20 protein-coding genes and 1 pseudogene are annotated in these 22,582 nt (G+C 61.8%); 17 read left to right on the top strand and 4 right to left on the bottom strand.

Going from position 1 to position 22,582, the window contains the following annotated elements; genetic code table 11:
- The first annotated feature begins 63 nt into the window (after positions 1–63).
- The 3 genes from Q0I65_RS01155 to holA all read left to right on the top strand — a co-directional run bounded on the left by Q0I65_RS01155 (position 64) and on the right by holA (position 4,150).
- Positions 64–723 (top strand): ComEA family DNA-binding protein, encoded by a 660-nt coding sequence (locus Q0I65_RS01155; RefSeq protein ID WP_296058894.1) that lies wholly within the window; start codon positions 64–66, stop codon positions 721–723.
- Positions 724–847: 124 nt separating this feature from the next.
- A complete protein-coding gene (locus Q0I65_RS01150; protein WP_296058892.1) occupies positions 848–3,130 on the top strand; it encodes a DNA internalization-related competence protein ComEC/Rec2 in 2,283 nt (760 codons plus the stop codon).
- Positions 3,131–3,139: 9 nt separating this feature from the next.
- Positions 3,140–4,150: a DNA polymerase III subunit delta gene (gene holA / locus Q0I65_RS01145; protein ID WP_296058890.1), complete on the top strand. Its 1,011-nt coding sequence runs from the start codon at positions 3,140–3,142 to the stop codon at positions 4,148–4,150.
- Positions 4,151–4,272: 122 nt separating this feature from the next.
- On the opposite strand, the gene rpsT is transcribed toward holA, so the two are convergent.
- Positions 4,273–4,773 carry a 30S ribosomal protein S20 gene (gene rpsT / locus Q0I65_RS01140; protein ID WP_158048512.1) on the bottom strand — a complete coding sequence of 167 codons (501 nt, stop codon included), beginning with the start codon at positions 4,771–4,773 and terminating at the stop codon, positions 4,273–4,275.
- Between the two features lie 372 nt (positions 4,774–5,145).
- Here rpsT and lepA point away from each other — a divergent pair, with 372 nt between their 5' ends.
- The 8 genes from lepA (at position 5,146) to Q0I65_RS01100 (ending at position 13,708) form a co-directional block, all read left to right on the top strand.
- Entirely contained in the window at positions 5,146–6,948 is a 1,803-nt protein-coding gene (lepA, locus tag Q0I65_RS01135) for a translation elongation factor 4 (protein ID WP_296059017.1), read from the top strand.
- A 2-nt stretch (positions 6,949–6,950) separates the two neighbouring features.
- The gene (locus tag Q0I65_RS01130; protein ID WP_296058886.1) at positions 6,951–7,154 is read left to right on the top strand and encodes a hypothetical protein; all 204 of its coding nucleotides are present in this window, start codon (positions 6,951–6,953) and stop codon (positions 7,152–7,154) included.
- A gap of 29 nt (positions 7,155–7,183) precedes the next feature.
- Positions 7,184–8,203, top strand: coding sequence for a tRNA dihydrouridine synthase DusB (dusB, locus tag Q0I65_RS01125; protein WP_296059015.1), 1,020 nt, complete (start codon positions 7,184–7,186; stop codon positions 8,201–8,203).
- Positions 8,203–9,312 carry a radical SAM family heme chaperone HemW gene (gene hemW, locus Q0I65_RS01120; protein ID WP_296058884.1) on the top strand — a complete coding sequence of 370 codons (1,110 nt, stop codon included), beginning with the start codon at positions 8,203–8,205 and terminating at the stop codon, positions 9,310–9,312. The genes dusB and hemW overlap by 1 nt, the downstream gene beginning before the upstream one ends.
- A 135-nt stretch (positions 9,313–9,447) precedes the next feature.
- Entirely contained in the window at positions 9,448–10,458 is a 1,011-nt protein-coding gene (gene hrcA, locus Q0I65_RS01115; RefSeq protein ID WP_296058882.1) for a heat-inducible transcriptional repressor HrcA, read from the top strand.
- A gap of 54 nt (positions 10,459–10,512) precedes the next feature.
- Complete coding sequence (gene dnaJ, locus Q0I65_RS01110; protein WP_296058880.1) at positions 10,513–11,655, top strand: molecular chaperone DnaJ; 1,143 nt, start codon at positions 10,513–10,515, stop codon at positions 11,653–11,655.
- Positions 11,656–11,684: 29 nt separating this feature from the next.
- Complete coding sequence (locus Q0I65_RS01105) at positions 11,685–12,479, top strand: RsmE family RNA methyltransferase (protein ID WP_296058878.1); 795 nt, start codon at positions 11,685–11,687, stop codon at positions 12,477–12,479.
- Positions 12,476–13,708 (top strand): MiaB/RimO family radical SAM methylthiotransferase, encoded by a 1,233-nt coding sequence (locus tag Q0I65_RS01100; protein WP_296058877.1) that lies wholly within the window; start codon positions 12,476–12,478, stop codon positions 13,706–13,708. Before Q0I65_RS01105 ends, Q0I65_RS01100 begins: the two co-directional genes overlap by 4 nt.
- A 127-nt stretch (positions 13,709–13,835) precedes the next feature.
- Here the strand turns inward: Q0I65_RS01100 and Q0I65_RS01095 are convergent, their stop codons facing one another.
- The 3 genes from Q0I65_RS01095 to Q0I65_RS01085 form a co-directional block, all read right to left on the bottom strand.
- Complete coding sequence (locus tag Q0I65_RS01095; protein ID WP_296058875.1) at positions 13,836–16,364, bottom strand: homocysteine S-methyltransferase family protein; 2,529 nt, start codon at positions 16,362–16,364, stop codon at positions 13,836–13,838.
- Positions 16,357–17,046, bottom strand: a complete 690-nt coding sequence (locus tag Q0I65_RS01090; protein ID WP_296058873.1) for a vitamin B12 dependent methionine synthase — start codon at positions 17,044–17,046, stop codon at positions 16,357–16,359. Before Q0I65_RS01090 ends, Q0I65_RS01095 begins: the two co-directional genes overlap by 8 nt.
- 85 nt (positions 17,047–17,131) lie before the next feature.
- A complete protein-coding gene (locus Q0I65_RS01085; RefSeq protein ID WP_296058871.1) occupies positions 17,132–18,001 on the bottom strand; it encodes a methylenetetrahydrofolate reductase in 870 nt (289 codons plus the stop codon).
- A 32-nt stretch (positions 18,002–18,033) separates the two neighbouring features.
- On the opposite strand from Q0I65_RS01085, the pseudogene Q0I65_RS01080 reads away from it, so the two are divergent.
- The 6 genes and pseudogenes from Q0I65_RS01080 to Q0I65_RS01055 all read left to right on the top strand — a co-directional run.
- Positions 18,034–18,678, top strand: a pseudogene (locus Q0I65_RS01080) (PhoH family protein); the annotation flags it as partial.
- 64 nt (positions 18,679–18,742) lie between these two features.
- Positions 18,743–19,033 carry a PhoH family protein gene (locus Q0I65_RS01075; RefSeq protein ID WP_296058868.1) on the top strand — a complete coding sequence of 97 codons (291 nt, stop codon included), beginning with the start codon at positions 18,743–18,745 and terminating at the stop codon, positions 19,031–19,033.
- A gap of 19 nt (positions 19,034–19,052) precedes the next feature.
- Positions 19,053–19,583: an rRNA maturation RNase YbeY gene (gene ybeY / locus Q0I65_RS01070; RefSeq protein WP_296058866.1), complete on the top strand. Its 531-nt coding sequence runs from the start codon at positions 19,053–19,055 to the stop codon at positions 19,581–19,583.
- Positions 19,584–19,943, top strand: a complete 360-nt coding sequence (locus Q0I65_RS01065) for a diacylglycerol kinase family protein (RefSeq protein WP_296058865.1) — start codon at positions 19,584–19,586, stop codon at positions 19,941–19,943.
- A 2-nt stretch (positions 19,944–19,945) separates the two neighbouring features.
- The gene (era, locus tag Q0I65_RS01060; protein ID WP_296058863.1) at positions 19,946–20,851 is read left to right on the top strand and encodes a GTPase Era; all 906 of its coding nucleotides are present in this window, start codon (positions 19,946–19,948) and stop codon (positions 20,849–20,851) included.
- A gap of 126 nt (positions 20,852–20,977) precedes the next feature.
- Positions 20,978–22,579 (top strand): PASTA domain-containing protein, encoded by a 1,602-nt coding sequence (locus Q0I65_RS01055; RefSeq protein ID WP_296058861.1) that lies wholly within the window; start codon positions 20,978–20,980, stop codon positions 22,577–22,579.
- Positions 22,580–22,582 lie beyond the last annotated feature (3 nt).

Raw genomic sequence — 22,582 nt, 5'->3', positions numbered from 1 at the left:
CATTTGGGCAGGTAATCGCCAGGCTTCATCGCTATACTCCCTTACTCAATCGAAAGGGGAGCGATGAAGCGCCGCGACAAAATACCTTTTTCTGCGCCGAGCAAGCGCAAGCCGAAACCTGCAGTAGTTATCGGGATTGTTTCGCTAGCAGTAGCGATACTCTGTATCGCAGGCTCGCAGCTTGCCCATGCACTGCTGCCTGGTAGCGAGTTCTCAATCTCGAAAGCGCAGACAAGCACTTCGGAACCTATCGAAGATGCGTCCTCTGATGCGCCTGTTGTCGAGAAGACGATATTCGTACACGTCGAGGGGGCGGTTGTTTCTCCGGGATTGTTCGAGCTTTCCGAGGGTTCGCGGGTGTACGACGCAATCCAAGCGGCTGGGGGATTTACTGAAGACGCGAGGCATGACGCGGTGAACCTTGCGCGCGTCTTGACCGACGGTGAACAGATCATCGTTCCCACCACGCAAACCGATGGCGGCTCGGACACTACGCCTGCAACCGCAGCTTCACCTGGTACGGCGACGGGGAAGGTTAACATCAATACTGCCGATGCGGCAACACTTGACACGTTGCCCGGCATCGGAGCATCCACCGCCGCAAAAATCGTCGCTGACCGCGAGGCGAACGGCCCCTTCAAAACTATCGAGGACCTAAAGCGCGTCTCGGGAGTTGGTGATAAGAAATTTTCCCAGCTCGAGGGGTGCATCACCGTTGGATAACGAGAGATGGCAATCTTTTAAGGAAGCGACACACCGTCTCACGATGAAGGTGAGCGTTCTCGGCCAGCATTCGAGCGACACCCTTGATGAGTCATGCCCTCAAGGCTCCGCAAAGCGTCCCTCGATGTCACCGCTTACGATCCTTGCACTCGCATTGTGGGGCGCCTGTGCGGGAAGCTATACCCTGGGTTTTCGATGCGCGCGGGAGTTCTTAGTTCCCGTCATCGTCGTTGCATGCGTCTTCTTCGCTCTTGCGATGTTCGCGTTTATGCGAGGTGCACTGTCGACGCTCGCTGTTCTCGTTCTGGGGTTCGTTATAGGATGCGCGCTTGGCTTCTCCGCTACGCTTTCCTATGAAACAAAAGCTGGCCAGGCCATAGCTTCTCCCGTCCAGGAATGGTGTTTCACCGCTGCAGAAGACGCGAGGCAAGGCGATTTCAATGCCACGGTGCGCGCAGTTGCCAGATCTCAATCGAGCGGGGAAGAGCATACGGTAAACGTCACCCTGCCAAAAGGGGAAGGCGGCATTTTCTACGGCGACTCGTTCAGCGCGACGTGTGCGCTTTCTCAGCCGAGGGAGGCCTCTGTCGAGCGGTTCTATCTTCAAGGCATCGATGCCGTGTCATCGCCTGAAGCGATCGAACGACTGGACAATTTGCGCTCCGTTGGGGATGTTCTCGCAAATGTGCGGAAATCGGTGATTGCGCTGTTCGACGGTCAGGGAGATGTCGGTGCGCTCTGCCAGGCGCTCGTCTGCGGATATCGGGAGCAGCTGCGAGAGAGCGATCTGTACGCAGCATGCAAGACCGTGGGTGTGGCCCATCTCGTCGCAGTTTCCGGGGCCCACCTCTCCATCACGTGCGGGATGATTGCATCCGTGCTTCAGGTCGTTCGAACGCCGAGAAGGTTCTCCCTTGCGATACAGCTTGCTGTGCTTTCGATTTATCTGGTACTGACGGGGATGCCCATATCCGCACTCCGAGCTGCGGCGATGGCTGTCGTCGGCATGACGTCGTTCCTCGCACGCCGACGTCGGGCGACGCTCTCTGCGCTTGGCGCGTGCATTGTCGTGATCATTGCCATCTCCCCGCAATCGAGTGTGTCGATATCGTTTTTCCTCTCAGCGATGTCGACGCTGGGAATCATCGCGCTCATGCCGCTCATTTCATCATGGCTGTCGGGCGTTCCCATCGTGCGGCGCATCGCCGAGCCCCTAGCGCTCACGTTGGCGGCCATGGTGGCAACGACACCGTTTTCCGCGGCGCTCTTCTCGCAGTTGCCGCTCGTATCCCCTGTTGCGAACCTTGTCGTCGCACCGTTGTTCACGCTTGCGCTCACCGTAAGCCTTATGGGATCCGTTGCCTCCCTGGCAGCTCCCGTTGTTGCGCCGCTCGCGCTATCCTTCGCGAAAGGAGCCGCTTTCTTGCTTGCCCAAGCGATAACGGTTTTCGCCCAGGTCCCCTTTGCCTGCGTGCCGGTATCGCTTTCCGCGCCGTGGGGGCTTGCGCTCTCAATAGCGGGGCCGCTTCTGCTCTGGCTCTTATGGCCCCAGCTCACGGGCGCGACGATCTTCGCGATGGGGTCAGCGGCCTGCGCATGCGCCATCGCGTTCGTCGTCGTTGTTCCTCTTCTTAGGCCAAGCGAGATCGTTATGCTCGACGTCGCGCAGGGGGACGCGTTCCTGGTGCGAAGCAAAGGGTCGGCGATCCTCATCGACACGGGAAACCACGACACGCTCCTCAAGGAAGCGCTTGCCAGGCAAGGCATATTCCACCTCGACGCGGTGCTTATCACTCACGCCGATGACGACCACTGCGGGTCGCTGCAGGCACTTGACGGCGTCGTGGCGATCGATAGCGTGCTCGTGGCACGCGATGCTGTCACCTGCGACTGCGAGTCGTGCGAAAGCCTCATCAAGAGCGCGTCATCGGTCGTAGGGGTTAGCAATGTTGGGCCTCTTGCTGTTGGGGACGCAATTGCCTGCGGAGACTTCTCTCTGAAAGTGATCTGGCCACACGGGTTTTCAGACGAGGGCGGCAATGCCGATAGCCTTTGCCTACTTGCCTCTCTTGCGACGAGTGGGAGCACGTGGACGGCATTGTTCTGCGGCGACGCCGAGTCCGATCAACTGACAGAGATGATCGATGAGGGGGCGTTAGGGGATATCGATATCTACAAAGTCGGCCATCATGGCTCGAAGGCGGCACTCACCGAGAGCGTCGTTGAGGCGATTCGCCCCGAGATTTCGCTCATTAGCGTAGGGAAGGGTAATCGATATGGCCACCCTGCGGCGCAGACGCTTTCGCTTCTGGACAACGTTGGGTCGCACGTCTTCCGCACTGACGAGATGGGAGATGTTTCATGCGAATTCTCAAACGATGGCATCCGCGTTACCGCCCTGGGATAGAATGGCTGCATGACGCAAACAGCAAAGCAAAAACCACTCATTCCCGCCTACCTGATCGTAGGGGAGGACGCGCTTAAACGCTCGACTGTGTTGAGACGGCTCCGCGAGCGCCTCGCGCAATACGGTGATCTCTCTTTCAACTCCGACACCTTCGACGGCGAGACGGCGCTGGGGGCCGATATCGTATCGGCTTGCAACACCATGCCCTTCGCAAGCGAGAAACGACTGGTATACGTGCGCGATGTTGACAAGCTGAAGAAGGCCGATTCGGAAGAGCTTGTTGCCTACCTCGATTCCCCGAGCGACCAGACCGTACTTGCCCTTGAGGCGGAGAAGCTCGCGAAGAACACGCGCCTGTACAAGGCTGTCGCTGGGGTGGGGAAGAGCGCCGTCATCGAGTGCATCCCACTGAAGAAGAAGGAGCTGCCCCACACCGTCCGGTCGATGGCCGTCTCGCACGGGACGACGTTCACCGAAGGGGCTGCAAATGCCCTGGTCGAGCTAGTAGGCGAGAACACGGTGCATCTCGACAGCGAGATCGCGAAGATTGCGCTCGCGCATCGGGGGAACGACCCTGTTTCCGAGCATGAGGTGCGCTCGCTTGTAAGCCGCACGACTGAGGCAACTCCTTGGGAGTTCGTCGATGCCTTCGCTGCGCGCGACCTTAAGAAGTGCCTCATCTATCGCGCGAAGATGGAGTCGACCTCGCCCCATGCGCTCATTGCGATGTGTACTACCCGGCTGCGCGAAATCATGTGCGCGAAAGTCCTGGCAGAGCGGGGCAACCCCAATGCGCTAGCCTCGGCGCTCACCGAGTACGCGAAGATATCGAATCCCAAGGCCCGCCCGAAGCAGGCATGGCAGGTGAAGGGGCACAGCACTCTTGCGCGCCGATTCTCACGAGACGAGCTTCGCCGCGCAATCATCACCGCGCGCGATGCCGAGCGCGCCATGAAAAGCGGCGCCGATCCTGAAGCAGCATTCATGGACTGGGTCACTTCCGTCTGCGAAGGAAGATAGCTTCGCGCTGTCCACGGGCGAGACAAATCCCCCGATCCCCGCCTCACCTTGACTCCCAAAGAAAAAGGACCCTGGGTTCTTGCGAACTCAGGGTCCTTCGAAAGTCGCGTTAAGCGATTTGCTTATTCAGCAGCTTCCTCAGCTTCGGCAGCCTCGGCCTTGGCGGCCTCTTCGGCTTCCTTGGCCTTGCGAGCCTTAGCAGCAGCCTCTTCCTTGAGCTGCTTCTCGCGGCGCTTGGCCTTCTCGGCGGAAGCGGCAGCGAGAGCGGCCTTGCGCTCGGCCTTCTTGGCAGCCTTCTTGTTGCCCGTGGCCTCCTGCTTCTTCGGCTCCGGCTTCACGTAAGCGGCGCGATCGGCGTCGGTCACGATGGTGTTGGCGAGCTGCATGACGCCGGACTTGCGGTTAGCAGCCTGGTTCTTGTGGATGATGCCCTTGGAAGCAGCCTTGTCGAGCAGGCGGCTCGCAGCGAGAGCGGCAGCGTAAGCCTCGGCACCGTTGCCGGCGGCAACAGCCTCGCGCACGCGGCGAACTGCGGTCTTCAGCTCGGACTTGCAAGCCTTGTTGCGCTGATGCGCCTTCTCGTTGGTGATGTTGCGCTTCTTCTGGCTCTTGATGTTTGCCATGTTCGTTCCTTTCCTAAAACAACTGATAGTCCGCGCGCGCAGCACGACACGTTGCAGGAAAAGTGTTGGAAGGCAAGATTGACACGCGAGACGAAGAAACCGCAAAGATGCGCGTCTCGCATAGGAAACAGTCAGGATTTCTCTGTCTCGCAGGCCAATCGGCCGTCCAGCACAAGCACTTTCCCTGTTGCAGCCATGTCTGCGGATTCGCCGATGAATATCACCACGCGAACGCTTGCTGGATACGCAATGCGATAGAATAGCAAACGCTTGCGCCAATTGCACGTAGTTTTTAGTGAATTGCGCCATTTTCAGGTGCAAACGTATACATTGAACACAAATACTGCAAGAGATAAGGACCTATCGATCGTCATGACCGACCCCTCGCATATCAGGAACTTCTCCATCATCGCCCATATCGACCACGGGAAATCGACGCTTTCTGACCGCATCCTCGAGATGACGGGCACCATCGCCGAGCGCGATATGCAAGCCCAGCTCCTCGACACGATGGACATCGAGCGCGAGCGCGGTATCACGATCAAAAGCCAGGCCGTGCGCGTGAACTATCAGGCCGACGACGGCGAGGAATACCAGTTCAACCTCATTGACACTCCCGGCCACGTCGACTTCACCTACGAGGTAAGCCGCTCTTTGGCTGCATGCGAGGGCGCGGTGCTCGTGGTCGACGCGACCCAGGGCGTTGAGGCGCAGACGGTCGCGAACGCCATGATGGCGATGAACGCGAACCTCGAGATCATCCCGCTTATCAACAAGATCGACCTGCCCTCGGCCGACCCCGAGCGCGTTCGCGCTGAAATAGAGGACGCGCTTGCGATCCCCGCAGACGACGCGGTGCTCGCCTCGGGAAAAACTGGCGTCGGCGTGCACGACCTGCTCGAGGCCGTGGTCTACAACATTCCCGCGCCAACCGGCGACGCGAACGCCCCGCTGCGTGCGCTCATCTTCGACAGCTACTTCGACCCGTACCGCGGCGTCGTGGCGCTCGTCCGCATCGTCGACGGCTCGATGAAGAAAGGCCAGCGCCTGCGCCTCATGGCGTCGGGCAAGGACATCCTGGCCGAGGAAGTGGGCGCGCGCCATCCCGTCGAGGAGCCGCTGCCCGAGCTTGGCGTCGGCGAGGTCGGATACCTGGTCACGGGGCTTAAGGACCTTGTCCACGTGAAGGTCGGCGACACGATCACGCTTGCGGAAGGCGGCGTCGACAACCCGCTGCCCGGCTATCGCGAGGCCAAGCCTATGGTCTACACGGGCCTGTTCCCCATTGAGTCTGACCAATACGAGCCCCTGAAGGAGGCCCTCGAGAAGCTCTCGCTCAACGATCCCGCGCTATTGTGGGAACCCGAGAAGTCCCACGCGCTCGGCTTCGGCTTCCGCGTCGGTTTTTTGGGGCTTTTGCACATGGAGGTCGTGAAGGAGCGCCTCGAGCGCGAGTTCAACCTCGATTTGCTCGCGACCGCGCCCTCGGTGGAATACCACGTCTTTAAGCAGGGCGGCGAGATGATGAGCCTGCATTCCCCCCAGGAAATGCCCGACCCCGGCGAGATCGAGCATATCGAGGAACCTTATCTTAAGGCGAAAATCCTCATCCCGCCCGATTACGTCGGCGCCGTCATGGACTTAACCGTTGCCCGCCGCGGCACGTTCATCACGATGAACTACCTTTCGCAGAACACGGTCGAGATGCTCTGGGAGATCCCCCTCTCCGAGCTCATCATGGACTACTTCGACAAGCTGAAATCGAACACGAAGGGCTACGCGTCGCTCGACTACGACTTCGCCGGCTACAAGCCCTCGCAGCTCGTGAAGCTCGACATCCTGCTCTCCGGTAAGCCGATCGACGCGCTGTCGTTCATCGTCCACAAGGACAAGGCCTACGACCGCGGGCGCGTGCTCACCGAAAAGCTGAAGGAAATCATCCCGCGCCAGATGTTCGAGGTGCCCATTCAGGCAGCCATCGGCGGACGCGTGCTCGCGCGCGAGACGGTGAAGGCGAAGCGCAAGGACGTCCTCGCGAAATGCTACGGCGGCGACATTTCGCGCAAACGCAAGCTGCTCGAGAAGCAGAAGCAGGGCAAGAAGCGTATGAAGGCCATCGGTAACGTGGAGGTCCCGCAAGAGGCGTTCATGGCGATCCTTAAGGTTGACGATTAACCATGTCGAGAAGAGAAAAAGAATCTTACAACTGGTTAGACGACCCCTTCGACGAGAAGAAAGCGGCTGCCGAGCGCGAGCGCATGAATGCGAAGGGGGCTTTCCCCGTAGCCGGATGCCTCATCGTGGGAGTTGTCGCCTTGATTCTCGTCGTGGCGCTCTTCGTCATGGGCGCCCTTACGCTCGGCACGCTTGCGAGCGCTTAATAGCAACGACGTTTTGAGAGATTCGCATGATGCATGATTTCTTCGCCGAGCATCGGCTGCTCCTCGCGCCGATGGCGGGCGTGACCGACGAGGCGTTCCGCGCGCTTTGCCGCGAGCAGGGAGCCTCGCTTGCATATACCGAGATGGTTTCAGCGAAGGGCCTTTCTTTCGCAAACGAGAAGACGCGCCACCTGCTGCGCCTCGCTCCGGGGGAGGACCTCGTGGCCGTGCAGCTGTTCGGGCACGAGCCCGCCGTCATGGCCGAGCAGGCCGCATGGATCGAGCAGACGATGGGCGACACGCTCGCGTACCTCGACATCAACATGGGCTGCCCCGCGCGCAAGATCGTGACGAAAGGCGACGGCTCGGCGCTCATGTGCGACCCTGCGCTCGCCGCATCCATCGTGTCGGCGGTGCGCGGCGCCGTGAAACATCCTGTCACGGTGAAGTTCCGCCGCGGGTTCAAGATGGGGGAGGAAACAGCCCCCGAGTTCGCCCGCCGAATGGAAGACGCAGGGGCGTGTGCCGTCACCGTGCACGGGCGCTACTCCGAGCAGCTCTACCGCGGGAGCGCCGACTGGGACGTCATCGCGAAGGTCAAGCGCGGCGTCGCCATCCCCGTCGTGGGGAACGGGGACGTGCGCTGCGGCACCGATGCGGTCGCCCTGCGCGAGAAAACAGGCTGCGATGCGATCATGATCGGACGCGGGGCCGAAGGCAACCCCTGGGTATTCGCCCAGGTGAAAGCTGCACTCGCGGGTAAAGAAGAACCTGCGCGGCCCAATATCGCCGAACGTCTTGCCATGGCGCGCCGCCATGCGCACTTGCTCGCCGAGCGGGAAGGGCGCAACATCGTGCGGATGCGTAAGCACGCGATGTGGTACATGGCGGGCCTTCCTGGGGCTGCGACCGCGCGCGGGAAGATCAACGCCTGCGTCACGCCGGAAGATTTCGACAAGGTGTTCGACGAGCTGCTCGCCTTCACAGCAGCGCACGATAGCGCGCACAACTCGGCGTCGGGCGCTTTCATAAACAAGGAGGCCAACTGATGCCGCACGATCCCTACCGCGCTCTCTATCTGCACCTGCCTTTCTGCGTGAAGCGCTGCTCGTACTGCGATTTCACCACGTCTGCCGTCGCCGCGGACGACCCGCGCATCGACGCGTACGTGGAAGACCTCTGCCTCGCAATCCGCCGCAAGTCGAAGGAAGGCGAGCTCTCAGCAATCGAGACGTTATATCTGGGCGGGGGCACTCCGAGCCATATCGGGATGTCTCGGCTGTCTATGCTGCTCTACGCGCTCTCGACATCGATGCGACTCGAGCCCGACGTGGAATGCTCGATGGAGGCGAACCCCGAAAGCCTCACTCCGAACATGGTCCGCGACATCTGGGCTCTTGGGGTGAACAGGCTCTCCATTGGCGTGCAGAGCTTCGACGACAAGGTGCTTGAAACCATCGGGCGCGCCCACGACGCGCAGGCTGCCTGCCGCGCTATCGAGGCGGCTCACGAGCGATTCGCCAACGTGAGCTGCGATCTTATGTGCGGAATCCCCGGGCAGAGCGCGGAATCCTTCGAGCAAAGCGTCTCTCGCGCTATCGAGCTCGGAGTCTCTCACATAAGCGTCTACCCGCTCACCATCGAACCGCATACTCCTTTCGACCGCATGGTGCTCTCAGGTGAGCTGCCCGAGCCCGACGACGACGTTGAGGCTGATCAGATGGAAATCGCGCAGTCGCTTCTTACCGCCGCCGGCTTTGAGCGCTACGAGGTCGCAAGCTACGCGAAGCCGGGCTTTGCATGCCGCCACAACATCGCCTACTGGACGGGCGTGCCGTATTTGGGAATCGGCACTTCAGCGGCAACTATGACGCAGAACAGCGAGCGGCGGATGCGCATGACCGACGGTTCGGTGACTGACGACTTGAACGCCGCGCAGATGGTCGCCGAGGACCTCATGCTCGGCATGCGCATGACGCGCGGCGTCTCCGAGGAGAAGATTGCCGAGGCCAGGCTCATGCTCCCGCGCCTCGACGAGACGATCGGCGAGCTTGTCGAGGAGGGCCTCGCAGACTGGAGCGAGGGCCGCCTGCGCCCGACCGAGCGGGGATGGCTCCTCGGAAACGAGCTCTACGGCGCGCTTTTCGACCTCGCATAAGCCTCTGCGCACACGAGTCCTGTGATGCATCTATCAAGATATGGCGCACCTTGCCAAATTCTTTAGCACTCGAAGGCATCGGCTGCTAGAATGGCTTTTTGGCATGGCAGACATCGAGATGAAAGGGGTGAAGTCATGCTCTCAGATAGAAGGCAGCGCGTTCTCGCGGCGCTCATCGAGGAATACGTGGCGCGCGCTTTGCCCGTCGGGTCTCGAACGCTCACCGAGCGCTATAAGCTCGGCGTGAGCCCTGCCACCGTCCGAAACGAGCTTTCGATCCTCGAAGACGAAGGCTATATCGCGCAGCCCCATACTTCCGCAGGTCGCATCCCGACCGATTTCGGGTACCGCACCTTCGTGGACGATTTGCTGGCAAATGATTCGCTTCCTGACGAGGAGCGCTACCGAGCGGTCGCCGAGAACCTGCGCAAAAGCGCCTCGGAACTCGATTCGCTCCTCGAGCAAACCTCAAGCGCGCTCGCCAGGCTTACCGATTGCCTGTCGATTGTCCTTGCGCCGACGGTTCTCGAGACGCGCATCAAGCAGATTACGCTCGTGAGCCTTACGGCGTTTCGCGCTATCTGTGTTGTCGTGACCGAAGACGGCAACGTCTTCAACCGCCAAATGGACTTCACCATCCCCGTCGGCAGCGACGAGCTTTCGCGCATCCAAGTCCTGCTCAGCAAGGCACTTTGCGGGAAATCGCTCTCCGACGTGGAACGCGGCCTGTCTTTTGGCATGAAGCGCGCCTTCTCCGATCCGCTCGTGCGCGCAGTGCTCGACGAGGTGCTCTCCTGCATCCAGGAAGGGCAGACGGGGCGCACTCATCAGCTCGGTATGAGCGCGCTTCTCGCGCAGCCCGAGTTCTCGCACACCGACGCGGTGCTGCCGCTTGTGCAGGTGCTCGAGGACGACACGGTGCTTCTGCATATCCTCGACGATCTGACGAGCACCGACGAGGACCTCTCCGTGCAAATCGGGAAGGAAAACAAGACCGAGGGCCTCTCGGGGGTGTCCGTCGTGGCGAGCCGCTACGGACGCGGAGAGGCGGAAGGCGTCGTTGCCGTCATCGGGCCGACGCGAATGGATTATTCGAAGGTTATCCAAGCCGTGCGCGCGGCAAGCGCGGCGCTTGGCGAATCGTAGTGAACTGTGCGGCTTTGACGAGCCGCTGACGAGAGTAGTTGAGAAAGGCAAGAGATGGCCAAGGACCTGTATGAGATTCTCGGCGTGTCGAAGGACGCGTCCGACGCCGAGATCAAGAAAGCGTTTCGTCGCCGTGCGCGCGAGCTGCACCCCGACGTGAACAAAGCTGCCGACGCTGAGGACCAGTTCAAGGAGCTCAACGAGGCATACGACGTTCTCTCCGACCCCAACAAGCGCGCGCAGTACGACCGTTTCGGGACTATCCCCGGCGCTGCGGGCGGCGGATACGGCGGCGGGTCCGGCTACGTCGACTTCGACGACCTGTTTGGCGGCGGCTTCGGCGGCATGGGCGACATCTTCTCGTCGTTCTTCGGCGGCCAAGGCGGCCAGGGCGGACGGCCCGCGCGCAAGGAAGGCCGCGACATGGGCGTCGGCCTGCGCATCACGCTCGAAGAAGTCGCACGCGGCGTCGAGAAGGAAATCGTCTACGACCGCCTCGCTCCCTGCCCCGACTGCAAAGGCACGGGCCTCGGCGAGAACGGCAAGGTCGTCACCTGCCCCGAATGCGGCGGCAAGGGCCGCGTCGTCAGCGTTCAACGCACGTTTTTGGGCGACATGCAGACGGCCACGACCTGCAAGAAGTGCAACGGCACCGGTTCGTCGATCGAGAATCCCTGCCCCGAATGCGAAGGTCAGGGCCGCGTCCCCGATCGCCAGCGCGTCACGGTGAAGGTACCTGCGGGTATCCGCGACGGCCAGCAGCTGCGCGTGGGCGGCTTCGGCGAAGCAGGCATCCAGGGTGCGCAGGCGGGCGACCTTATCGTCACCTGTCGCGTCCAGCCGCATGAGTTCTTCGAGCGCGACGGCGACGACTTGCATGGGCGCGCGAACGTGTCCTTCATCCAGGCGATTCTCGGTGCCGAAATCGAGATCGACGGCATCATGCCCGACGAGAAGGTGCAGGTCCGCATCCCCGCGGGATGCCAAAACGAGCAGGTTGTTCGCGTGAAGGGCTTCGGCATGCCGCGCTTGAAGAGCGACATCCGCGGGAACATGTACGTCCATGTGAACGTTATCATCCCCGAAAAGATCACGAAGAAGCAGCGCGAACTGCTTGAGAAGCTCGCAGACGAGATGGGCGAAGAGGTGGCGGCTCCCCGAAGCCCGCTACAAAAGCTGCGCGACGCCTTCAATTAGCGCACCTGAAGGGTAGGTTGCAAACACCCATGTCACTGCCACGTTTCTTCCTTGAGAGTCAGGTTATCGCCGTCGAGCCGCAGGAGGTTTTCCCCTTGCGGCTCGCGCGCGATGACGCCAAGCACGCTAAAGTTTTGCGCTTGGCCCCGGGCGAGCACATCGCGGTCATCGATGCGGCTCAGGATTACTTCGAATGCGAGATTACATCCTTTGACGACGATTTCCCCCTCGTGCGCATAACGCGCCACGAGGACGCGACCGACGACGGCCCGCTTGTGATGCTCGTGCAGGGTCTTGCCAAGGGCGAGAAGATGGATTCGGTCATTCGACATGCAACCGAGCTCGGCGTGGTGGCATTTATGCCCCTGACCTGCGAGCGCTCCATCGTGAAGCTCGACCAGAAGAAAACGAGGACACGCCTTGACCGCTGGCGCTCCATCGCGAAGAGCGCCGCGATGCAGTCGGGTCAGCCGCGCATCCCCGAGGTAGTTGAGCCCCGGAGCGCGAAGGAGGCGGCGTCCGAGCTTGCAGAGGCGACCGCCGTGCTCATCTGCTGGGAGGAGGCTCCCCAAACTGCTTCGCTTGCGCACGCGATCGAGCGGGGGCTTTCGGAGTGCACCTGCAGCCGTAGCGATGCGCGCATCGCCGTCGTGGTCGGGCCCGAGGGCGGGCTCACCGAGCGCGAGGTCGGATTCTTTTTGGACGCGAACCCCCGCTCATCGCTCGTCAGCTTGGGCTCATCGATTCTCCGCACGGAGACGGCGGGCGTCGTAGCACCAGCTCTCGCCTTGTATGAGCTGGGAAAACTTGGAGGCACTCGATGAAGTATGCCGTCGTCAACCTCGGCTGCAAGGTTAACCGCGTCGAGTCGGACGCCTTCGCGTCTTCCCTCGATGCCCACGGTGCGAAAAGCTGCGATGCGGCCGACGCCGACCTCATCGTGGTGAACACCTGCACGGTTACGGGCGAGGCCGAGAAGAAGACGCGCAAGGCCGTGCGAGGAGCGTTGCGCGCGAACGACCGTGCGACCGTCATCGTCACTGGGTGCGCCGCGGCCATCGACAAGGACACCTTCCTTGCAATGGATCCTCGCGTGCGCGTCATGGGGAAAGCCGAACTTGCATCCTCGATCGATGCCGGCGCTTGGGGACTTGACGCCGCGGCGCACGGGCCCGCGCTTCCCGTTGGGGAGGGCTACCGCACCCGCGTGGGCGTAAAGGTCCAGGACGGCTGCAACAATGCCTGCACCTACTGCGTCGTGCACGTTGCACGCGGGAAGGCGACCAGCGTGGATCCTTGCGAGGTCGTGCGTCAATGCCGAGCGCTTGCGAGTGCCGGCGTGAAAGAAATCGTCCTCACCGGGATAAACCTCGGCTCCTACCGATGGCGCAACGAGGAGACGGGGGAGGCGACAGGGCTCGCCGACCTTTTGCGGACGCTTCTCGAAGAGACGGCTGACCTGCACGAAGAGGGGGAATACCCCGTGCGCTTCCGCGTTTCGAGCGTCGAGCCGCGCGACGTGCATGACGATCTGGTCGAGGTGCTCGCAACGGCAGGCGGGCGCGTCTGCCGACACCTTCACCTTCCCCTGCAATCGGGCAACTCGAAGGTGCTGCGCGAGATGCACCGCCCTTACAGCGCAGAGCATTTCGAGGCAATCGTCGCAAACCTGTACGAGCGCGTTCCCGAGCTGTCGCTGTCGACTGACATCATCTGCGGGTTCCCCGGCGAGACGGAAGCGGAGTTCGAAGACACGCTCCGCGTCGCCCGCACCTGCCGGTTCTCGAAGATTCACGTGTTCCCGTACTCGAAGCGCGAGGGAACGCCCGCAGCGGCGCGCATCGATCAAGTACCTCCCGGCGTGAAGGCCGATCGCGCCCAGCGACTGCGCGATTTGGGAGACCTGCTGCGCGACAAGGAGCGCGAGGCCCGCAAGGGCACACGCGAGCTCGCCGTCGTCGAGGAAGAGGGAATTGCCCTCACGGAGAGCTACTTCGAGGTCCCCGCGCCAAAGAACGCGAAGGCGGGCGAGATGATCGAGGTTACGCTCTAGCTGGGGTTTCCCGCTGTGCGAGACGAACGTTCGCCGAAGTAATATTGCCTCCAAGCTAAAGGAGCCTTCCGTTTCCCGATCACGGGAAACGGAAGGCTCCTTCGCATCCATGACGCAGCAGCGCCTCTTACAGGCCGATGCTCGCGAAATACTCTTCCGCATAGCGCGCCGAATCTGCCGCGTCCTTGCTGTAGTGGTCGGCGTGGATCTGAGCGGCGTATTCGGGCGTGAGCACGGCACCGCCGACGAACACCGAGCACCCTGGCACTTCGCGATGCAGCAGCTCGATCGTCTCCTCCATCGCCTTCACGGTCGTCGTCATGAGGGCCGATAGGCCGACGAGGCGGACGTTCTGCTCGCGCACGACGCGCAAAATCTCGCTCGGATCAACGTCGCGCCCCAGGTCAATGACACGGTACCCGTAATTCTCAAGCAGCATCTTCACGATGTTCTTGCCGATGTCGTGGATGTCGCCCTTCACGGTCGCGACGACGATCGCGCGCCCGTCGTCGATGGCTGCGCCCGATTCTCCCATATGCTCGCGCACGACGTCGAAGCCCGCCTTCACGGCCTCGGCCGACGCCATGAGCTGGGGCAAGAAGAACTCGCCTGCATCGAATTTCTTGCCAACGACATCGAGTGCGGGGATGAATGCCCCGTTCACGACGTCGAGCGCATCGCAGGACGCAAGAAGCTTCTCGGTCATTTCTCCCATAGGGCCCTTACGGCCTGACATGATGAGATTGACAACCTGCTCGATCTCGCCCGATGCATGCGCGAGCGACTCCGGTATAGCGATCGGGCAAGCGGCGTCGGTTGGCTTCGCGGGCTGCGGCTGCGGAAGGGTTCCCGCCTGCGCCGCCGCCGTGCCTACGGACGCCGTGTAGGGGTCGGGCGCATTCGCGTAGTCCTCGATGTAGCGCACCGCGCCCTCGTCCTGCATATTTAAGACCCGGAAGGCGTGCACCGTGTCCATATAGCGCGCCGAAGAGGGGTTAAGGATCGGAAAGTCGAGCCCGCAGCCGAGAGCAGCCGCTAGAAACGTGCTGTTCAGAAGCGCGCGCTGGGGGATGCCGAAGCTCACATTTGACACACCGAGCACCGTGCGTACTCCGAGGCGCTCCTTGACAAGCGACACTGCCTTCACGATTTCCATCGCTTCGTTCTGATTTGTGGCGACGGCCATGACGAGGCAGTCGATCACGATGTCCTCGCGGGGGATTCCGATGCGCTCGGCTTCGGCGACGATCTTCTCGGCAACGGCAAAACGCCCCTCGGCTGTCGGCGGGATGCCTGACTCGTCGAGTGCGAGCCCGATGACCGCGCAGCCGTACTTCTTGGCGAGCGGCAACACGGCGTCGAGGCTCTCGCGCTTGCCGTTTACGGAATTGATCAGCGGCTTTCCTGCGTAGCTGCGGACCACGCGCTCGATGGCGTCGGGGTTGCTCGAGTCGATGACGAGCGGCAGCGTCACCGTGGCCGAGAGCTTTTCGACGACGGCGGAGAGCATGGCGGGCTCATCGAGCTCGGGAAGGCCGACGTTCACGTCGAGCACATCGGCGCCTGAGTTTCTCTGCGTGACCGCTTCGCCGATGACGTAGTCCAGATTGCCCGAGCGCAGCGCGGCTTTAAGCTTTTTCTTGCCCGTGGGGTTGATGCGCTCACCGATGACGGCAACAGCGTGTTTTCCCTTTTCAAGCACAACCGCTTCCTGGGCGCTCGCAAGAACGCAGGCAGGCTTGAAGGCACGCGGCGTCGGCTTCCCGCGGCGGGCGAGTTCTTTTGAAAGCAGCTCGATTGATCGGGGACTCGTTCCGCAGCAGCCTCCGACGATGCTCGCGCCGGCATCGAGCAGAGGGGCCATTGCGCGCGCGAACTCCTCAGGACCGACGTCGAAGACGGTCTCGCCGTTTTCCATATGGGGCAAACCGGCATTGGGCTGCGCTATGAGCGGGCAGCGCACGCGGGACGCCATGGCGCGCGCAGCACCGGTCAGCTCGGCCGGACCGAGCGAGCAGTTGAAGCCGACCGCCTGCGCGCCGAGCGAGCTTAAGACCTCGGCTGCGATCACGGGAGTGGTACCGAGGAACGTTCGGCTGTCTTCCCCGAAGGTCATCGTAACGAACACCGGCAGCGTCGAGTTTTCGCGCGTCGCGAGCAGGGCGGCCTTCGCCTCGCGCAGATCCGCCATCGTCTCGATAAGGATGATGTCGCATTCCGCGGCGACAGCTGCGCGCACCTGTTCAGCGAAGATGTCGTAGGCCTCGTCGAAGGAAAGCGTTCCCATCGGTTCGAGCAGCGAGCCCGTCGGGCCGATGTCGCCCGCGATGTAGGGCGCGCCGGCAGCTCGCGCGCAGTCGGCAGCTAGCCGGTACGCTTCCTCGACGCTCATCTTATCGCCGAGCTTCAGGCGGTTCGCGCTGAACGTATTGGTCGTGATGACCTCGGCGCCCGCCGCGATGTAAGATGCGTGAATCGCCGTGATATCGTCTGCGTGCGTCTTGCAGAGCAGCTCGGGGACGGCTTCGAGCGCATCGAGGCCTCGTTCCTGCATCTGCGTTCCCGTGGCACCGTCAACGAGCAGGTACTCCCGCCCCTCGAGTGCGCGCTTTAAGTGCTCGTCTTTGATGGTAAGGCCGCTCAAATCGCTAGCCATGGCATGTCCTCCCTTGCTTTCGTATCATGCACACCTGCCCGAGCGAGCACGTGGCGCAGCTTCGTCTTACGCCTGCCGCACGCGTTCCAGGCTCGAAAAGCCCGATGGCCGACGTGATACTCTTCGACGGCACGAGCAGGAAACTGTCGGTGCAGCTCACCGCCAAACGCCCAGGTGCGCCGAGCGCTCGCAGCAGAGCGGGCTGCATCGAGAGCGGCGCATCGCCGTAGCCTGGGCTGAAACGCCAGTTGGTGCGTAGCCCCGCCTCGCTCGCTTCTGCGACCACCTCGGCTTCGACGCGGTTCGCGCACGCTTCCACAAGCGCGGAAGCGCAGGCGCTGTAGAAGAGCGCCTCGGTCGGGCTTGTCGCTTGGTAGCGCGCGATCGCGCGCTCGGATGCCATTCCCACCGTACACGAGAGCAGCGCCACGCCAGCAGCACCTTTCATGTGCGCCGCCATGCTCATTCCCTCAAGGCGAGCGGACGTCCCGGAAAGATACACCCCTGCGTCTTCTCCATCAGGCACGTTGCGATCGATGGCGAACGCCGCCCACGAGTAGGCGGGCGAAAGCGTCTCCTCGCACTCTTTCGCTATCGCGTCGAAGCGGGCAGCAAGCTTGCAATCGAGTTCCTGGTCGCCGTAGCCAAGGTACCCGAGCGCCTCGTCACGATCGAGTCGCAAAGACCCTTCCGCCGGAGCGCAGGGAAACGTTGCGCTTTTCGGCTTCCCGTCGAAGAAACAAGCGAAACGCGAAGCGCTGTCGCTCCTAGCCGGCACGGCGTATCGCCTCGGTGCAGGCGCGCGCGATGTCGGGGTGGTTCATCGTGTAGACATGAAGGCCGTCCGCGCCGTGTTCCTCAAGGTCGACGAGCTGCTTGCAAGCATACTCGATGCCAGCCGCACGAAGACTTGCGGGGTCGTCCTCGTAGCGGGCGAGCAGTTTGATGATGGGGCTCGGAAGAGAGGCACCGCACATGAACACCATGCGCTGGATCTGCTGCTTACTCAAAAACGGCATGATGCCGCAGGTGATCGGGGCATAAATCCGCGCGGAGGTGCAACGCTCACGGAAGCGGTAGAAATAATCGTTGTCGAAGAACAGCTGCGTCACGAGGAAGCTCGCTCCTGCATCGACCTTCTCCTTCAAATGCTCGATGTTTACCTTCGGGTCGATGCAGTCGATGTGCCCCTCGGGATACGCCGCAGCGCCCACGCAGAAGCCGGCGTCGGCAAGCGTGGGGATGAGGTCCTTCGCGAAGCGGAACTCAGTGGGCTCGACTCCTGCCGGGATATCGCCGCGCAGTGCGAGGACGTTCTCGATGTTGTGCGCGTGCAAATCCTCGATGGAGGCCGCAATCGAAGATGCGGTCGCCCCCGCGCAGGTGAGGTGCGCTACGCAGACCGTGCCGAAGTCAGACTGGATGAGCTCGGCCACATCGTTGGTGGAATGCTTGTTGCCGCCGCCGCCCGCCGAGTAGGTGACAGAGATGAAGTCGGGGCCAAGGGGGGCGAGGCCTCCTGCAACCTCGCGCGCGGTACGGTGGTCCAGATCGCCCTTCGGCGGGAAGATCTCGAACGAGAGCGTTGGGCGCGAAGCGGCTCGCGACTCGTCGAACAGTTGCTTTACCGTGGTCATGATAGTTCCTTTTGCATCCAGTGATGTGGTGAATGTCGGGCATCAGGGTAACGTGTTGCCCGCATGCTACAATGGCAAGCATGACAGACAAAACGCAAATTACACTAACTGCACCGGCGAGCGTCGATTTGGCGCTTGTCGTCGGACCTGCGGACTCGACGCTGCGGGTCGTCGAATCGGCATTTGAGGCGAACATCACCGTGAGGGGCGATTCCATCATCCTCGCAGGCGATCAAAGCGAAGTGCAGTCGCTTACGGCACTTTTCTCCGACTTCATCAAGGTTGCGGAACGGGGCGAGGAAGTGACTCCCGAGTACGCCTTGCGCTCGATCGAGCTTCTCCGCAGCGCGGAATTCTCGCCCCAGGCGCTGCGCGAGGATATTCTCCTCACGTTCCGCGGGCGAGCCATCAGGCCGAAAACGGCAGGCCAGAAGCGCTACGTCGACGCCATCCGCTCCCACGCCATCACGTTCGGGCTTGGCCCCGCAGGAACAGGCAAGACCTATCTTGCTATGGCGATGGCCGTCGCCGCGCTTAAGCGCAAGGAAGTCGGGCGCATCATCTTGACCAGGCCCATCGTTGAGGCGGGGGAGAACCTGGGCTTTTTGCCGGGTACGATCAACGAGAAAGTCGACCCCTATATCCGGCCGCTCTATGACGCGCTTTTCGACATGACCGACATGGAGCGCGCCAACGACCTCATCGACAGCGGGGTCATCGAGATCGCGTGCGCTCGCTTTCATGCGCGGGCGCACGCTCAACGACAGCTTCATCATCCTCGACGAGGCGCAAAACACCACGCCCGAGCAGATGAAGATGTTCCTGACCAGGCTCGGCTTCAACTCGAAGATGATTGTCACCGGCGACTTGACGCAGCGGGACCTTCCGGGGTCGCGCTCGGGCCTTGCCGACGCCGAGCGCGTTCTTGGGGACATCGACGACGTGTCGTTTTGCCGCCTTTCGGGGAAAGACGTTGTGCGACATTCGCTCGTGGCCGCAATCGTCGCCGCCTACGACCGGGCCGACGCTTAAAGCACGCAAGGAGATTTTCATGAACATCGAAGTGAACTGCGAATACAAAGAGGACCTCATCGCGAGCGTGCCCGTCTCCGAGCTTGCCGCCTTCGTACTCTCCCAAGAGGACTGCCCGCAAAACACCGAGGTCTCGGTAAGCTTCATCGACGACGATGAGATGGCCCGCCTCAACGAGGAATTCCGCGGAAAGACCGGCCCCACCGACGTCCTCTCGTTCGAATGCGACGGGCTCGACGACGAGATGGGCGAGGGGGAAGGCGAAATTCCCGGGATGCCCTTCGAGCTCGGAGACGTGATCATCGCGGTCGACGTCGCCGAGCGGCAAACCGAGCTGTTCGGCACCACCTTCGAAGGCGAGCTTTCCGTCCTTCTCGTCCACGGCCTTTTGCACCTGTGCGGCTACGACCACATCGAAGATGACGAGGCCGAGGTCATGGAGTCGCGCGAGGCGGAACTTCTTCGCGAATGGGCGCGCAAGCGAGGGCTCGAGCTTTCCATCTTCGGCGAGATGAACGGCCCGGGAGCGCTTGTGAGGGGAGAGCATTAGATGACCCAATCGCTCCCTCATGCTTTCAAATGCGCAGCCGAGGGCGTCGCGTTCGCCTTTAAGCAACGCAACATGCGCATAGACGCCGGCTTCGCCGTTGCCGCCGTTGTGCTTGGGTTCGCCCTGCGTATCGATGCCCCTTCATGGCTTGCTATCGTCATCTGCATCGGTGCTGTCATGGCGGCCGAGACCGCGAACACCGCCATCGAGGCAGTCGTCGACTTGGTGTCGCCCGAATACCACGTGCTCGCAAAGCACGCCAAAGACTGTGCGGCGGGAGCGGCTTTCATTCTCGCCGTTGCCTCGGTTGTCGTCGCCGCCATCGTTTTCATCCCCAAGATCGGAGAACTGCTGTGCTAGGAATGCAAAAAGAAGGTTTCAAGTCGGGTTTCGCCACCCTCGTCGGACGTCCGAACGCGGGCAAGTCGACGCTTTTGAACGCTATCATGGGCAAGAAGATCGCCATCACCTCCTCGACCGCCCAAACGACCCGCCACCGTTTCCGCGCTGTCTTGACGCGCGATGATTTCCAGCTCATCCTCGTCGATACGCCGGGCATCCACAAGCCCCACGACGCCCTCGGCGAGGAGCTCAACGAGTCCGCGCTCAAGGGCCTGCAAGACATCGACGTCGTTGCCATGGTGATCGACGCCTCCCAGCCAATTGGCCGCGGCGATGAATGGGTCGCCAAGCAGGTTGCCGCCTGCAAGGCGCGCCGCATCTGCGTGCTCTCTAAGACCGACATCGCGACACCCGAGCAGATCGCTGCGCAGCGCGAGGCAGCAGAAGCCCTTATGACCTGGGACGCCATGGTGGCGCTCTCCGCTCGCAGCGGCGCGAACGTCGACGCCTTCGTCGAAGAGGCTGTCTTCTTCTTGCCCGAGGGCCCCGCATGGTTCCCACCCGACATGCAGACCGACCAGCCGATGGAAGTCGTGATCGCCGAGTTCATCCGCGAGAAGATCCTGCGCTCGTTCCACGACGAAGTGCCACACTCAATCGGCGTCGCCGTCGACAACATGCAGTACGACAAGAAAAAAGACCTCCAGCGTATTTTCGCCACCATCTACGTCGAGCGCGACAGCCAAAAAGGTATGATCATCGGGAAGAAGGGCGCTGCGATCAAGCGCATCGGCAGCGAGGCCCGCGCTGACCTCGAGCAGCTGCTCGGCTGCCGCGTGTTCCTCGATTTGAACGTGAAGGTGAAGAAAAACTGGCGCCGCGACGCCACGCAAATTCGCCGCTTTGGCTACGGCGAGGGCGCTTAATTCTCGCGGCCTTCGCTTTGTGCAGGTATTGTCGCGTATCGGCCGGAGTGCGCCGCGACGCCGAAATCCCGACGGCCGTTCAGCTACAATAACGCAGATGAGACGTTTGAACGGGAGAATGCGCGCATGATGATCTGCCCTCATTGCCAAAGCGAAAATCGCGAAGGAGCCAAATTCTGCAATGAATGCGGGAGCCCTCTGCTCTCGAGCGCCGACAAGACGCAGGTCATCGATGCGGTGACCCTCAGCGATATACAGGATCCTGACGGGTGCGAGGAAGCATACGATGCGGACAAGACGCAGGTCATCGATGCTGCCGCGCCTCTGACCACCGAGGACCCGATGGTGTCCTGCACCGATGAGACGAGCTCCATCGAGCCCGCCATCGAAGACGACTCCGATTCCATCGACGATGCAGCTTTGTCGGACATCGAGGAAGCGGAAGACGAGGACCTCGGGCAAAGCTCCGACGAGCACGCGGCCTCACATGACTCGATCGACGATGCCGAACGCGAGGCACTCGATGAGGCCCTGCCGCGCATTGGCATCCCTCGAGCCGATTGCGCCGACTCCCTCGCCAGCGAGCAGACCCACAAGATCGACCTGAACGCGGCGAACACCGTCGACCTGTCGGGCTTCGAACGGCTCGTCGACTCGAGCTATGTTCCGCCTGCGCGCTCGTGGCGCTCCGGCGATACGATGGAGCTTCCCAAAATCGAGGGCGAGCCCGCGCCCACCCAGAAGAAATACGAGTCACCCGACGCCGAGAAGGAAGCGAAGAAACGCAAGGCTGCCCGTAGGACCCGCGCGATTGTCGCGGTCGTCGTCGTTGCCATCATTGCCGCCGCGGCAATCGGTATTACTTATTCTCTCGAGCTTTGGGGCGGAAAGACTGTACCCGATGTGACGGGGGAGGCTCAGGCTGACGCGATCTGGCTCCTCGAGAGCAAGGGATTCGCAGTCGACACGTCGCAGGTAAAATCGGACGAAGTCGAGGGCATCGTTCTCATCACCGACCCCGCTGCAGGTTCGCGCGTTCCCAGCGGTACCACGGTGAACGTCTCCATTGCGACCCCGCGTGCCGTCCCCGACATCGTGGGGAGCACCCAAGATGAGGCGAAGGCCGCCTTTGAGAAAGAGGGTCTTGGCAACGTCACGTTCAAGACAGTGAAATCCGACGAGGCCGAGGGCACCGTGCTCGAAGTCGAGCCCCAAGCAGGAACGAAGGTGAAGTCGGCGACGGCCGTGACTGTCACGGTTGCCGAATCCTACGTTGTGCCTGACGTCACTGGCAAATCGCAGGACGACGCCACCGCCGCGCTCAAGGAGGCGGGCTTTGCCGTTGAAGTCGCAACCAAGTATTCCGAAGACAGCTCCGAGGGCACGGTGCTTTCCACCGATCCCGCCGCGGAGACCAAGCTGAAATCGGGCTCCACTGTGACGATCACCGTGTCGAAGTCGCGCGAGAAGGAGCTCGTCTCCGAAACCTATTCCTTCTTCAGCAAGGGCGCAACCGTTGTCATGGACGGCATTAACTACGAGGTGGTCTCCTGCGACAGCGTGAACTACGAGGGCGACGGGGTCGTGAGCTACACAATCACCGCCAAGAAGTTCGAGAACACGCTGCTTTTCGGCACGATTTACGGCTCGGCGGAGCAGAAGTCGGGCACCATCAAGTGGAACTCAGACAACAGCATCGCCTCCAGCAAACCATCGCTTAAGAAGTAGCGC

Origin of the sequence: uncultured Ellagibacter sp. (assembly GCF_934643285.1) — a bacterium.
GTDB lineage: Bacteria > Actinomycetota > Coriobacteriia > Coriobacteriales > Eggerthellaceae > Ellagibacter.
This window is presented reverse-complemented; position numbering and strand designations above follow the sequence as displayed.

Excerpts from the sequence above, each read along its gene's own strand:
- era (WP_296058863.1), top strand. The coding sequence starts at position 19,946 with ATGCAAAAAGAAGGTTTCAAGTCGGGTTTCGCCACCCTCGTCGGACGT.
- Q0I65_RS01130 (WP_296058886.1), top strand. The coding sequence starts at position 6,951 with ATGTCGAGAAGAGAAAAAGAATCTTACAACTGGTTAGACGACCCCTTC.
- Q0I65_RS01055 (WP_296058861.1), top strand. The coding sequence starts at position 20,978 with ATGATGATCTGCCCTCATTGCCAAAGCGAAAATCGCGAAGGAGCCAAA.
- dusB (WP_296059015.1), top strand. The coding sequence starts at position 7,184 with ATGCATGATTTCTTCGCCGAGCATCGGCTGCTCCTCGCGCCGATGGCG.
- Q0I65_RS01095 (WP_296058875.1), bottom strand. The coding sequence starts at position 16,364 with ATGGCTAGCGATTTGAGCGGCCTTACCATCAAAGACGAGCACTTAAAG.
- hrcA (WP_296058882.1), top strand. The coding sequence starts at position 9,448 with ATGCTCTCAGATAGAAGGCAGCGCGTTCTCGCGGCGCTCATCGAGGAA.
- Q0I65_RS01150 (WP_296058892.1), top strand. The coding sequence starts at position 848 with ATGTCACCGCTTACGATCCTTGCACTCGCATTGTGGGGCGCCTGTGCG.
- Q0I65_RS01105 (WP_296058878.1), top strand. The coding sequence starts at position 11,685 with ATGTCACTGCCACGTTTCTTCCTTGAGAGTCAGGTTATCGCCGTCGAG.
- Q0I65_RS01100 (WP_296058877.1), top strand. The coding sequence starts at position 12,476 with ATGAAGTATGCCGTCGTCAACCTCGGCTGCAAGGTTAACCGCGTCGAG.
- ybeY (WP_296058866.1), top strand. The coding sequence starts at position 19,053 with ATGAACATCGAAGTGAACTGCGAATACAAAGAGGACCTCATCGCGAGC.
- Q0I65_RS01075 (WP_296058868.1), top strand. The coding sequence starts at position 18,743 with ATGCGCGGGCGCACGCTCAACGACAGCTTCATCATCCTCGACGAGGCG.
- dnaJ (WP_296058880.1), top strand. The coding sequence starts at position 10,513 with ATGGCCAAGGACCTGTATGAGATTCTCGGCGTGTCGAAGGACGCGTCC.
- rpsT (WP_158048512.1), bottom strand. The coding sequence starts at position 4,773 with ATGGCAAACATCAAGAGCCAGAAGAAGCGCAACATCACCAACGAGAAG.
- Q0I65_RS01155 (WP_296058894.1), top strand. The coding sequence starts at position 64 with ATGAAGCGCCGCGACAAAATACCTTTTTCTGCGCCGAGCAAGCGCAAG.
- Q0I65_RS01085 (WP_296058871.1), bottom strand. The coding sequence starts at position 18,001 with ATGACCACGGTAAAGCAACTGTTCGACGAGTCGCGAGCCGCTTCGCGC.
- hemW (WP_296058884.1), top strand. The coding sequence starts at position 8,203 with ATGCCGCACGATCCCTACCGCGCTCTCTATCTGCACCTGCCTTTCTGC.
- Q0I65_RS01065 (WP_296058865.1), top strand. The coding sequence starts at position 19,584 with ATGACCCAATCGCTCCCTCATGCTTTCAAATGCGCAGCCGAGGGCGTC.
- holA (WP_296058890.1), top strand. The coding sequence starts at position 3,140 with ATGACGCAAACAGCAAAGCAAAAACCACTCATTCCCGCCTACCTGATC.
- lepA (WP_296059017.1), top strand. The coding sequence starts at position 5,146 with ATGACCGACCCCTCGCATATCAGGAACTTCTCCATCATCGCCCATATC.